Consider the following 13,424-nt stretch of genomic DNA (forward strand, 5'->3'; position numbering starts at 1 on the left):
TTCCATGTTATGAAAATAATGTTCCTATGGACTTTTAATAAAAGTCTGCATGGCGGGCTGCCGGGCATACTCATCCTGGCTTTGCTGTTAACCGGCATTACACCCGTATACGCCACCTCCGCCACCCAGGAAAAGATCAGCATCTCCCTGGAGAAAGTCAGCATTAAAACAGTGCTGAAAGCTATTCAACAAAAAAGCCGCTGCCGGCTCATCTACAACGACGATATTTTACCGGAAGAACCGCCGGTATCCATTCATGCAGAAAATGCCACGGTAGAACAACTGCTCACAAAAACCTTTACCGGCACCACACTGCGTTACACTGTGCTAAACGACAACGCTATTGTAATTGCCTCCGGCAATATAAGCGCCGCCAAAATAAGCGGCATCGTAAAAAATGAACATGGCGATCCGCTCATTGGCGTATCCGTAAAAGTAAAAGGCACCAATATTGGCACCATGACCAATGAACACGGTCGTTTTGAACTGCAGGCCGCTGCCGGCGTTACGCTGGTATTCAGTTATGTAGGTTATGAACAAACCGAAGTGGTAAGCACCGCCGATCCCATCAACATTATCCTGAAAGAAAGCGCCAGCGGCTTAAATGAAGTAGTGGTGGTAGGTTACGGCACACAGAAGAAAACTTCTTCTACCGCAGCTGTAGCAGCAGTGCAGGGAAAGGAACTGGCCAAATCGCCGGTGACCAACATCTCCAATTCGCTGGCAGGAAATGTTTCCGGTATCAGCATGCGTCCCAATGGCGGTCAGCCTGGCAGGGATAATCCCGATATCCACATCAGGGGTATTGCCACCACCGGCAACAACTCACCACTGATAGTAGTGGATGGGATCATCCGTAATAACATCAATGAAATTGCACCCAGCTCCATCGCCTCCGTTACCGTGTTGAAAGATGCCGCCGCAGTAGCCCCGTATGGATTGGGCGGCGCCAACGGCGTAATTCTCATTACCACCAAACGCGGACAAACAGGTATGCCTTCGCTGTCGCTCAACGCCTACTATGGCTGGCAAACGCCCACCTATTACCCAAAGATGCTGAATGCACAGGACTATATGCGCCTGCGTAATGAAGCCTATATGAATGAAAATCCAGGTGGCGCACAACAGCCTTTTTCCGAAGAGCTTATTAATACCTATGCAGACCTGAACGCTAAAGATCCCGACAAATATCCCATCAGCAATACCAAAGACCTGGTACGCATGCGCGCACCTATTCAAAATTATAACCTGCAGCTCAGCGGCGGCACCAAAGTAATCAGGTATTATGCCGGTCTAGGTTTCCTCAAACAGGACGGGATGTTTGACCCAATAAATTACAAGCGTTACGATTATAACGTGAATATGGAAGTAAGCGCCACCTCTACTACTACGGTATCGCTGTCGCTCATTGGCGCCATCGAAAACACCAACAGCGTGGATGCCGCTACTACACCAGGACAGCTGTTCCGCAGCGCATACAAACTGATCCCCATTACCAACATGTACTACAGTAATGGCCTCTGGGGCGAGTTTGCGGGCAACACGCCGGTAGGGATCCTGAAAGCAGGTTATTCCCACCGCAAAGCTACTTCCCTGCTCACTACCCTTGCTGTGGAGCAACAACTGCCTTTCATTAAAGGGTTGAGTATTAAAGGAACCTTTAGCTATGATCCTAACGACTTCACCGTTAAAGGATGGCATACACCGTTTTATTTTTATTCACAGAACACGTCCACTAACCCTTACAGCTATACGAAACAGATCTCCACATCGGAAGGAAGTGCTGCTCCATACACCTGGCTGAACCAGGAGTACTCGAAAAACCAATACTTCACCTACCAGGGATTCCTGAACTATCATAACACCTTTGGTAAACACGACTTCACCGGGCTGCTGGTAGCGGAAGCCCGTAAGAATGACTCCACCGGCTTTTCTGCGCGGCGCAATAATTTTGCGGTAAACATCGACGAGCTGGGAATGGGCAGCTCCAACAAAAATGATTTTGATAACAACGGCTCCACGATTACCGGTAGCCAGCTTGGATTTGTATACCGCTTAGGGTACATCTACGATCATAAATATCTTTTTGAAGCGGCCGGCCGGTATGATGGTCATTACTACTTTGCTCCCGGCAAGCGCTGGGGTTATTTCCCCGCCTTCTCCGCAGGATGGATCATCTCTGAAGAAAACTTTATGAAAGACCATCCCTCCCCGCTGACCTATCTTAAACTAAGAGGCTCCTGGGGAAAATCGGGTAACCTGGCCGGCGCGGCATTCCAGTATCTGAATGGCTATAATTTATACGGCAACGCCTATGCTTATGGCAATGGCAATATGGTACAGGGTTCCAACATCACCCGGGAAGCCAATCCCAACATCACCTGGGAAATATCTACTAAAACAGATATCGGTATAGACGCTACTTTATGGAAAGGTTTGCTCACCCTGGAAGTAGATTATTTTCATGAAAGAAGAACAGGTATGTTATTGCCTCCGGCCGTAACGGTGCCGGTAGAATATGGCCTGAACCTCTCCGATGAAAACCAGGGCATTATGGAAAACCGTGGTATCGATATTTCCGCCGGTACCAGTCACCGTTTCTCCAATGGCCTGCAGGTTAACCTGAACGGCAATTTCAGCTATGCTAAAAATAAAATGATCCAGGTGTTTGAAACCTCGGCCACACGCAATAATCCCAACCGGAGCAGAACAGGCCGGCCTACCGGCACACAGTTCGGCTATCACGCACTGGGATTGTTTTCCCTGGAAGATGATAAAAACAAAGATGGCATCATCAACACCGAAGATGGATATAACGTTACCCAGTTTGGCGTACTGCATCCCGGCGATATCCGCTATGCTGATATAGGCGGCCCTGATGGTAAACCCGATGGTAGAATTGACTCCTACGATGAAACGGTGATCGGCAACCCGGTGTATCCTTTCATCACTTACGGCTTCACCCCCAGCGCCTCCTGGAAAGGATTTGACCTCAGCCTGTTTTTCCAGGGTTCTGCACTGGCCAGCCTGAACATCCGCGGTTTTCAGACAGTGCCCTTTAACAACAACAATAGTAATTCTGCCTATGAATACTATAACGACCACTGGACACCCAACACACCCAATGCAAAGTACCCGCGTGCGAACCAGTCGCCTTACGCCAATAACACGCAGAACTCTGATTTCTGGATGATGAAAACAGGTTATCTCCGGTTAAAAACTGCCGTGCTGGGATACACGCTTCCGGCCAATATTTCCAAGGCTATGAAGATGCAGAGCGTTCGTGCTTATTTCTCCGGGCAAAATCTGCTCACCTTCAGCAAAATGAAATTCATGGACCCGGAAGTAGGCTACACCGACCTGGAAACAGCTTATCCTAACCAGAAAGTATTTGTGTTTGGGCTCAATGTCACTTTTTAGATTCATCCTGCTAAATCAAAATATTATGATCCGCTTCATACATTTGTTGTCCGCCGTCATACTGTTACTCAGTATCCTGTCGTGCAAAAAGGAATTCCTGGAAAATACCGACAAGTCGAAACTCACCGATGAAACCCAGTGGGGTACAGAAGGGAATGCTGATCTTTTCCTCAACGATATCTACAGCGCATTGCCCAACTACTGGAACCAGCCGGAAAACCTGGATAACTTCACCGACGACAACGACGCTGGTTTTTATTACACCTCCTACAACTGGAAACAAGGCATTGTGGAACCGTCTTCCAACGACTACACCATTTGGGGAGGCATCACCGGTTCCGGCGATCTGACCAACTGGACCACTATCTTCACCAATATCCGCAAATGCAACACCTTCATTACAGAAGTGCGTAAAAACGCTGCAAACTTTTCCCCGGAGTGGCTGAACAAACGCCTCGATGAAGCCCGGTTTATCCGCGCCTTTTTCTACAGCGAATTGTGGATGCACATCGGCGGACTGCCCATTATCACCGTTCCCGCAGACAGGCGCACAATGGACAGCGCAGCCATCTATACGCCCAGGAACACCTTTGCAGAAACAGTGGACTTCATCACCACGCAACTCGATTCCATCGCCAAAGACGGTTACCTGCCCGCTAAATATAACAAGGGCGACGCAGATGCCGGTCGTGCTACCCTCGGCGCCGCGCTGGCGTTAAAAGGATGGGTGGAACTATATGCCGCCAGTCCTGCATTCAACGCTCCACAACCAGCCGCAGGCAATGATCCGCACAAAATAGCCGGTTACAATAACTACGACGCACAACGCTGGGCAAAAGCCGCCGCCACCTTCAAACAATTCATTGATCTTTATGGCAACGGCAAAGCGTATGAACTGTTTCCCGATCCTTCCGCCATCTGGTATGAAGCCAATGAATACCATTCAGAAGTGGTGTGGGACCGGCAGGTAGTAGCCAACACCATGGGATCTTCTTTTGAACAATATGGTGGCCCCGTGTGGATTAACGGCGCTTATTATACCTGGGGCAACTACAACCCCACGCAGGAACTGGTAGACCAGTTCAATATGGCCAATGGCAAGCCTATCACCGATCCCACTTCCGGCTATGATCCGCAGCATCCTTATGTAGGCCGCGAGCGACGCTTCTACGACTGGATTGTATATGACGGCGCCCCCTATAAAATGACCTGGATGGACAAAGCCGACGTCATATACACCCGCATCGACAAAGTACATCCGTCCAAAAACCAGATTGACTTTGGTACCGACGACGTAAGCAATACCGGTTATTATTTTAAGAAGCGGCTCAACCCACTGGTACGCCCCGGCGGTGGTGCAGTAAGCGGCGCCAACTTTATTTATTACCGCTACGCGGAAGTACTGCTTGGATATGCAGAAGCGCAAAATGAAGCCGCAGGACCGGATGGTACCGTATATAACGCCATTAACCAGATCCGCAAAAGGGCCGGTTTACCCAATCTGGCACCGGGGTTATCCCAGGCAGAGATGCGGGCCGCTATTTATCACGAAAGACGCGTGGAACTCTGCTTTGAGAACAAACGCTTTTATGATATCATCCGCTGGAAAACAGTGAGTACCGTGATGAATGTGGATAAACACGCCATGAAGATCACCAACACTTCTCCAAACGATAATGCGGGAGTATGGAAATACGAAATTGTACCACTGAATCATCCGCATGTGTTTACCGCCAAAATGTACCTGAACCCGGTACCACAGGATGTGATAGACCGTAACCCGAAGATTGTACAAAACCCTGGATACTAAGTATTAAAAAGTTGCAGGCATGTCCTGCAACTTTTGTTTTATCTTGTTCCTGCTAAACCCGGTAAACATATGGTACCAGTCAGGAATAGTTGGGTAGATAACTTGCGTTCGTTTATTACTCTTTTAGTTGTAGCCCATCATTCTTCGCTGGCATACACCACATTTGCATCTTTTAATAAAAGCGCCTATATCCTCTCCACCAACCCCGTGGTGGATACTGCGAGGTGGAAGGGGCTGGATATCTTTGAAGATTTTAATGATATCTTTTTTATGTCGCTGATGTTCCTGATCAGCGGCATTTTTGTGATGAACAGTTTGCGTAGCAAAAGCATGGGGAAATTTATCCGGGACAGGTTTTACCGGTTGTTTATTCCTTTTATGATCGGCGTTACCCTGCTGATGCTTATCGCCTACTACCCTTCCTTTCTTTTGGCTACAGGGCAACACAATATAAAGGCTTATGTAATAGATTTTTTTACGGTAGAAGCGTGGCCGGTAGGACCGCCCTGGTTCATCTGGGTATTGTTTGTGTTTAACCTAGTTTTTGCCTTGTGCTACCCGTTGGTAAAAAACGGGGTGAACAAAGCAGGTAACTGGCTGGCGATGCAAAAGCAACGTCCGGGAAAATTATTTCTTTCCTGGTACATCTATACTTTATTACTCTATATTCCTGTTATCCAATTTGTATCCCCGTATGCATGGACGGGCATCGGTCCTTTCGATTTCCAGATCAGCAGGGTGTTCCTGTATGCCGGCTATTTCCTGCTGGGAGCAGTGATCGGCGCGCCGGGGCTGGCCAACGGCATCTTTGGAGATGGATCTGCCTTTGTAAAAAAATGGCCGCTGTGGGTAATCAGTTGTCTGGTGATATACGCCGGGCTGAAACTCAGTGAAGCCCCCATCATCCGGATGATCGGCAACCACCAGCTGAACGAATTACAGGCCACCCTTATCTACAGGTTGATATGGATATTATCCTGTACAATGAGCTGTATTGCTTTTTTAACCCTGTTTAAAAGTATCCTCAATAAAACAAACCCGTGGTGGGAATCACTTTCCGCTAATGCCTATGGTATTTACCTGGTGCATTATATTTTCATTGTCTGGTGCCAGTACAGTTTGTTGAATGCGCCATTACACGCGTTCCTGAAGTTCCTGATCACGTTTGTGGTGACGGTAGCGCTGAGTTGGAGCGTGGTGTATTGGGTGCGGAAAAATGGGGTGGTTAAAAAGTATTTGTAACCTATATTTTTGCAATGGTTTTATGCACATTTTTCTTCTCTTTCCTTCGTAATTCTTTATTTGTGCTGATATTATAGGCTTTTCCTTTTTCCGCCAGCAAAAACCAGCTGAGTGCGGATATGGTATTGTTTGAATGCAGTTCCAGCCTGATAAACAGTTCATCATTCGGGAATTCCTTATTGTGAAAGTTCTTCTTCGTAATTTTTCTTTCTTTTCATGATTAATCGTTTTCCAGATATTCTATAAAGAAATCTATACACGATTATTATAAAATCTGTACTATCAAATAGTAAATTCATCACGTTAATGATGTCTGTGATTTTGTTAATAATCAACATTTAACTTGTTGTAAGAGGAACGCATTTGTAGAGCATCTGAAGTTATCTATGGATATACCGGGAGATAAAGATTAACGTACACATGGGGACTTATACCCTCTTACCTCGCGGATGCTTCGCCGGTGCCCCGGACTTGCGTATACCATGCACAATCAATACTGTTAGCATGCACTCCCAATGCACTCCTGATGCACTATCAATGCACTGTCAATGCACTATCTCCCCTCTGCAACCGGCTCACCTCGCTCTACCATCCCCCTCAACCCCTCCGTCATCCACACCCTTACCCCGCCCTTCGCATCCAGGTACACCAGGTACACATCCATATCTTTCCGCTGCTCCAGGAAGTGTTTCGTACCCTCCACGCCCATCACCATAAAAGCCGTGTCATATCCATCTGCGGTGATGGCATCTTCGGAAAACACAGTAACGCTTAACAGCGAATCCGGTGTGGAGTACCCCGTTTTAGGATGAATGATATGCCCGGATATGGTGCCGTTCTGCTCATAATGATCGCGGTAATTGCCTGCTGTGGTAGCGGACCGGTTGTGCAGCCGTACAGTAGCCAGCTGCTGATCAGGATGCAATGGGTTATCGATGCCAACAGTCCATGACACGCCGTTTTTAAGCCCTTTACAGCGCACTTCTCCTCCCATCTCTACCATGTAGTTGCTGATGCCGTTACGGTCCAGTAAAGCGGCTAAAACATCCACACTATAGCCCTGCGCAATACCATCGAAGTCCAGGCTCACACCTTCCTTTAATTTGCGCACGCCTGTTTCATCAAAACGGATATACGAAAAGCCTACGTATTGCAACAGGGAATCGGCCTTTTCCCACCACGGGGTATGTGTTCTTTTTCCCTGCCGGTAAGCGGCGGTGAGGGGCATTACGGTGGGGTCGAAGGCGCCACCGGTAGCGGCGTATATCTCGGCAGATTTTTTTAATACCGGGTAAAAATAGGGTAACTGGAATTCAAGGGAGGAGGCGCGGTTGAATAAAGAGATCTCGGAGTCTTTCCGGTAAATGGATAAGCACTGGTCGATATCCTGCAGGGTTTGGGTGATTTGCGGCGTAAAATCCCGCTGCTGCGCATCGGCATATTGAATATGCCAGGTGGTGCCCTGCGCGCTGCCTTCCAGGTGTATCAGGGAAGGAGCAACGGCGGTATGCAGCAGCAGCAGGATATAAACGGCGTACATCTTTAATTTTTAATCAGGTCCATAAATTCGGTGAGGTGATCGGTGTATACACTTCTCGGGCTGCTGTGGTATTTGTTGGCTACATAGGCGGCAAAGCCTACTACTTCTCCCATCATGCCACAGGTGCGCATTACACGGGTGCTGCCAAAGGCTACGTGCGTGGTACTGATATTCCGTCCTGCCATAAACAGGTTGCTGATATTTTTAGAATACAGGCAACGGTACGGAATGGTATACGGCGCTACCCTGATATGTTTGGTGCCGGCAAAAAACTCCTGTCCTTCAAAATATTTTTTGTTGACAGGATCCGGGAAATGCAGGTCGATGGTCCAGGTGGCGGTGACGGTGCCATCGGGATACATTTTGCCTTCCTGGATATCCATCTGTGTAAGCACATGATCCCCGATGATCCTCCGGGATTCGCGTTTACCACCGATATAGGCTACCCACGCGAGTTGTTGTTTGCCGTATTTCTCGGGCTTGCTGTTTTTGAGATACGACCAGTTACCATAAATGGCGCGCAGGTTATGATCGCGGAGCTGTTCTGCTTCGGTGATGGTATTGAAATTACCAAAGCCGGTTTCCCATTCCCAGTCGGCTTTAGACGCATCGATATGATATTCGTCTGAAAACTGCAGCGCCCATGGCGTGGCGGGGAAGGAAGTAACGCTGTCTGTTGGCAGGGAAGCCCATAAGTTGGAAGTACCCAATGTAAAGCTATCCGGCTTTTCCGCAGCGAGCGATTCGCCTGTTTCTGCCTTGCTTTCACGACCCATTCTGAAGGCGGCGCCGGCAAGATATCCTACCGTACCATCGCCGGTACAATCGGAGAAGTAAGTGCCGGTAAAACGTGTTTCCTGGTTGCTTGCAATATCACGACCGGTAACCGCAACAATGCGGTCGTTCTCCTTTTCTACTTTGAACACATAGGTATTGAGGAACAGGGTGAGATTTTTTTCTGCTTTAACGATTTCAATTTTACGGGCATCGCCATATTCGTTTGCATCGGGGTTCCCATTACCCGGATCGCCGTTATCCATTTCCCTTACAATACGGCCAAGCTTAGGATAGTAATTTTTGTCGATATCTCCCTTCAGGTGCACCCGTATTTCTGAGCTGTTGTTACCTCCGAGTACGGGCCTGTCCTGGATTAACGCTACCTTCAAACCCATGCGGGCAGCGGAGATAGCAGCACAGGTGCCGGCAATGCCACCACCTACTACTACGAGGTCAAAAGGCCCGGCTGCTTTTGGCGTGGCCGTTAAGTGCAACAGGTTACGGCGTAATGCGCTTAATGCAGCGGCATCATCCGGTGGCGTGAACTTGCCGGTGGTGAATAACAGCGCATCACAGCGGCCATTAAAACCAGTGAGGTCGCGCAGGGCAATTTTTGTTGCACCGGCAGGAACAGTGATCTCACCGCCATCGTACCATTTCCATTTGTCGTTGCCACTTTCGCCAAACACCGTTTTCACCGGCGCATCATTTATCACCACCTGGAATTTTCCCGGTCCTTTCGGGAAGGGGGCCCAGTCTTTGGTACGCACCCATACATGGTAAGTACCTTTCTCCGGAAAATTGACGGTAGTCACGGCATCTTTTACCGGACGGCCCATGCCGTGCGCCATCAGGTAAGAGGAGCCCATTACGGGAAACGACTGCTGGTCAATTACCCAGCCACCTTTTTCTGCGAAGGATTCTGTTTCCACAAATATCCGCTGCTGCGCCTGCAGCCATTGTGTGCATACACACAACAACAGGATGATCAACCAGCTATTTTTCAGTTGGATGAAGCGTTTGTTCATATTCATGCATCTTAATTTTTACGGAATGATTCACCGGCTGCCGTTGTAACAGCAACGCATGGATAGCGGCTGCCCGTGTGGCATCGGTATTTTTTAACTGATCTGCCAGCTGCTGTATCACCGGCTCCGGCAAATCAGGAGTGGCCTGCAATGCAGCCAGTATTAAATGGAACTGTTCTTCGTTGGCGCTGCTGCCGGCGACGGCGAGTTGCTTCGCCATTGCAGCACTCAGCGGCACGGTGGCCAGCTTGCGCAGTATTGTTAATTGCAGGGGATAGCCGCTTTTAGTATAGGTATCCCACAACCACGATTGTGCTTTAGCGCCGGTAACAAAACCGGGATACACCTGTTGTAAGGTATAGCGTGCAATAAAAATGTTTTTGCCATTGATCAATGTACGGATATCTTTCTCAAAACCCGGCGCTATCCTTCCATTTTTATCCATGATCTTTTCAAGTGCCTTATACTGGTAAGTATGATTTTGGGAAGATAGAAAACGGTGCAGCAGTGCGGGATTGAGATACGTATCGGTAATGCGGGTAATTTCATCTGTTACTGGTCCGTGTGCAATATGCCACAACGTATAGCAGGTATATACCGCGCCGGAGATCACTTCATTTTTAATGGTTTTAAGCGTAGCGCCGGTACGGGCATCTACCGAATCGCTGAGATTTTCCGTTCCCGGTACAATAAGGTCGGTGATAGCCAGGTCCGCGAGCAATGAATTAGGACGCGCCAGTATGTCGTGCAGCTTTTCATAATCATCGCGCTTGAATTCCCGGTGATCCAGTTTTGTTAATACTTCCTTTGCGGGCAGGTCATAACGGACATAATTGCCCAGCAGATCCCAGTAAAGGTTGATGTATACCGGTTTACATTCTCCCGTATAACAAACGGGCGTAAAAATATTCCGGTAATAATACAGTGGCCTGTTATCAGCATCCAGCGCCAGTTGCAGCTCGTAAGTGGCCGTATCGCTGATCCGGTATGTTTTATACGTGGCAGCAACCGGCAACAACGACCGGTTACCCAGCACGTCTTTCAGGGTATCAGCGGGATTCATCCCGTTTGTTACCTGGCAACACCAAATCAGTAAACAGACCACTGTATATTTCATGTTCGTCGCTTATTTATATTCCAGCCATGCAGTAGCGTGACAATTTTTATTGGTCGTGAAACGGATCCACCGTGCCTCGAAACCACCGGGGAATTGCCAGTTCAGCGTTTCTCCCGGGGCAACGGTAACGGTTTTATAATTCATCCAGGCGCCATTGCCTACGGGGTCAATGTCTACGGTAAATTCAACGGGCGCGGTGGCATCATGTGATAATTGCAGCTGACGCTGTGAATAAAAACCTACCAGGTAAGGATCTGATGGTTTGCCTGCTTCCACTGCAGCATCTTTCCACGGACCGCCACGGCCCACCGGCCGGCCCAGTTGCCATAGATCATCAATCGCGCCTGCCCACACCATTGCTTTTTTATCAGCCGATACAATGACATGTTCACCGGCTTTCGTGTCGGGCGCAATGCCCGTCATTACCAGCAGACCGCGGTAAGCGGCGTAGTCGTTGATCCGGAAAGGATGTGACGCTACCGGTCTTATTTTCGCATAGCCGTCGGCGTTTTCCGCAGGTAATTCATAGAAGGTGCCCATACAATTAAACAGGTCCCTTTCTGTTGATACCTCGCGGCAAATGCGCAAAGCCGCTTTGCCGGTAAGACCTGCAAAGGCTTCGTTGCCCAGTGGCAACCGCCATCTGCGGCCTTTATCGTCTACTATCAATACAGAGCCTGATTCAATGGTCACTGCCTGTTGCGGGATAGCGAATTTCTGCCGGATAAAGTCCGCTGTTTTAGGATCGTCTTTTTTCACGAGGTCCATGCTGGCATCCAGCTCGTAATAGCCTTCCACGGTAGCATCCCCGTTTTTATACGACTGTGCGAGTATGCCAAGTGCGCGACGGTCGTCGCCCAGGCCATATAATAACCCGCCATTGGAAACGGCGTCCGTTACTTTGCTTAGTCCGTTAAAAAGCGCTGCCGGCACTGTTTTGCGGGCATCATTGGCAGCATAAAAGAAATGCGCCGTAGCCACTACCGGTTGCGCGGCGGTAATGCGGATCCATTCTCCCGGCATGTTTTCCGGGAAAATAATGTCGCCGGTTTTACCGGGTGCCACGGTTACTTTTTGTGCAATGCTCCAGATGCCGTCGCCTTTATCTGTTTCCAGCGTGAACTCCACGGGACGTTTGCCGTTATGGGTGATCCGCGCGCTGCGGTGAGGCCATCCGGCAAAGAGGAAAGGTTCGGAAGGCTGCGATGGCGTTATTGCTTCATTGAGCCACACGGCGCCTTCGGCGGTGTTGGGTCCCAGCTCATCGGGTTGTTGCAGGGAAGTAAACCATAGATTGGAATTGGATTGGCCTGGTCCTTCGATGTTTCCTTTGGCGGCCCGCTTGTTGAGAAATTCTTTTTGTGCGGCATCGTCACAACCAAACACCAGTTGATCCTGCCAGCGGGCAAAGTCGCCGATCACTTTCAGGTATGCACTACGGGGACGGATACCCGCAGTATGCCCGGTAGAAAACTGTCCGGGGAAATGCCAGAACAGGCCGTGCATCGTCATGAGATAATCCGGCTTATTTTCTGTGCCGATGTCGCGGATACGCGGCCACTCGGTGTTCCAGCCATGCGCGCCATCGTAGCTATGACTGGCCTTTGGCAAACGGAAGAAGGACCATCTGCCCTGGTCGCGCAATCCGAGTAATACAGATTTATGATCCCAGCCCGTAGCCCATATGGGATCGGTGGCCGGATTTTTATTTCCGGAGATGCCACCCGGACCAGTAATTTCCGTGAACTGGTTCCGGCGTACAACTTTCCAGTCTTTCCCGTTCCATTCCGATAATGACCCCGCTTCAATATCAAACTGGGTCAGCGCTTTGGGTCCGGGTTCACCATTGTTGGAATAAATCATTACGCCCTGCCCCGAATACAAGCCTTTACCATGCGCTCCCGGCAATAAGGCGGAAGGTGTATTGGCGGTAGTGTCTGCGCCTTTTTTGCTTTTTACATTTCCATCTTCATATAATAAAACAGGTTGAAGGGTTTTTACATCTACTTCGTAAAAACCTTCTTCCATGGTACCATAATAAATTTTACCGGCAGGATCTGTAAGATGCCGTGCATTCCCGGTATGCCGCCCTGGCATGGCCGTGTAGGGTATTGTGCGTACCTGGCCATTTTCACCGATGGCATACGGCCCTATAAACAACTGGTGACTTTCCGGGTGAATCATCCGGTTGGCCGGTGTGCCGCCAATGCTTTCGCTGCGCACCACCTGTTTCAGATCCGGCGTTATTTCATACAGTTTATCGGACGAGCCATAAGGCAGGTGCGGACCATAAGTAATTACCCACAACTTCCCCGCCCACGGCACTACTGCACCGGTGCCACACTCTCCTTCCTTATTATACATGGCCAGCTGCGGATAAATACCGCTGAACGATCGCGGGGCTGCGGCTTTTTCACTTTTACACGCCGCTCCCGATATACCGATGGCAACTATTACTGCGGCCAGTCTGTTCTTTTGTTTCATACGATC

The 13,424-nt window shown here is 49.2% G+C and carries 7 protein-coding genes; 3 read left to right on the forward strand and 4 right to left on the reverse strand.

The genetic code is table 11. The features are described from left to right. The first annotated feature begins 9 nt into the window (after window positions 1–9). The 3 genes from V7S65_RS12185 to V7S65_RS12195 all read left to right on the forward strand — a co-directional run bounded on the left by V7S65_RS12185 (window position 10) and on the right by V7S65_RS12195 (window position 6,472). Window positions 10–3,420, forward strand: coding sequence for a TonB-dependent receptor (locus V7S65_RS12185; protein WP_336386940.1), 3,411 nt, complete (start codon window positions 10–12; stop codon window positions 3,418–3,420). A 25-nt stretch (window positions 3,421–3,445) separates the two neighbouring features. After that, complete coding sequence (locus tag V7S65_RS12190) at window positions 3,446–5,230, forward strand: RagB/SusD family nutrient uptake outer membrane protein (RefSeq protein WP_336386939.1); 1,785 nt, start codon at window positions 3,446–3,448, stop codon at window positions 5,228–5,230. 69 nt (window positions 5,231–5,299) lie between these two features. Next, window positions 5,300–6,472 carry an acyltransferase gene (locus V7S65_RS12195; RefSeq protein WP_336386938.1) on the forward strand — a complete coding sequence of 391 codons (1,173 nt, stop codon included), beginning with the start codon at window positions 5,300–5,302 and terminating at the stop codon, window positions 6,470–6,472. A 553-nt stretch (window positions 6,473–7,025) separates the two neighbouring features. Here V7S65_RS12195 and V7S65_RS12200 read toward each other — a convergent pair. From V7S65_RS12200 to V7S65_RS12215, 4 genes are read right to left on the reverse strand one after another with little or no spacing between them, the layout of a single operon-like run. After that, window positions 7,026–8,012, reverse strand: coding sequence for an FAD:protein FMN transferase (locus tag V7S65_RS12200; protein WP_336386937.1), 987 nt, complete (start codon window positions 8,010–8,012; stop codon window positions 7,026–7,028). A 2-nt stretch (window positions 8,013–8,014) separates the two neighbouring features. Further along, a complete protein-coding gene (locus V7S65_RS12205; RefSeq protein WP_336386936.1) occupies window positions 8,015–9,823 on the reverse strand; it encodes an FAD-dependent oxidoreductase in 1,809 nt (602 codons plus the stop codon). Next, window positions 9,786–10,934 carry a hypothetical protein gene (locus tag V7S65_RS12210; protein WP_336386935.1) on the reverse strand — a complete coding sequence of 383 codons (1,149 nt, stop codon included), beginning with the start codon at window positions 10,932–10,934 and terminating at the stop codon, window positions 9,786–9,788. The genes V7S65_RS12205 and V7S65_RS12210 overlap by 38 nt, the downstream gene beginning before the upstream one ends. Before the next feature lie 9 nt (window positions 10,935–10,943). Next, window positions 10,944–13,418, reverse strand: coding sequence for a hypothetical protein (locus tag V7S65_RS12215; RefSeq protein WP_336386934.1), 2,475 nt, complete (start codon window positions 13,416–13,418; stop codon window positions 10,944–10,946). Window positions 13,419–13,424 lie beyond the last annotated feature (6 nt).

The sequence above is a fragment of the Chitinophaga sp. CCNWYY40 genome, assembly GCF_037483205.1.
In the GTDB taxonomy this organism is placed as follows: Bacteria; Bacteroidota; Bacteroidia; order Chitinophagales; family Chitinophagaceae; genus Chitinophaga; species Chitinophaga ginsengisegetis.

Coding starts and splice junctions, on each gene's coding strand:
- V7S65_RS12185 (WP_336386940.1), top strand. CDS start 10: ATGAAAATAATGTTCCTATGGACTTTTAATAAAAGTCTGCATGGCGGG.
- V7S65_RS12190 (WP_336386939.1), top strand. CDS start 3,446: ATGATCCGCTTCATACATTTGTTGTCCGCCGTCATACTGTTACTCAGT.
- V7S65_RS12195 (WP_336386938.1), top strand. CDS start 5,300: ATGGTACCAGTCAGGAATAGTTGGGTAGATAACTTGCGTTCGTTTATT.
- V7S65_RS12200 (WP_336386937.1), bottom strand. CDS start 8,012: ATGTACGCCGTTTATATCCTGCTGCTGCTGCATACCGCCGTTGCTCCT.
- V7S65_RS12205 (WP_336386936.1), bottom strand. CDS start 9,823: ATGAATATGAACAAACGCTTCATCCAACTGAAAAATAGCTGGTTGATC.
- V7S65_RS12210 (WP_336386935.1), bottom strand. CDS start 10,934: ATGAAATATACAGTGGTCTGTTTACTGATTTGGTGTTGCCAGGTAACA.
- V7S65_RS12215 (WP_336386934.1), bottom strand. CDS start 13,418: ATGAAACAAAAGAACAGACTGGCCGCAGTAATAGTTGCCATCGGTATA.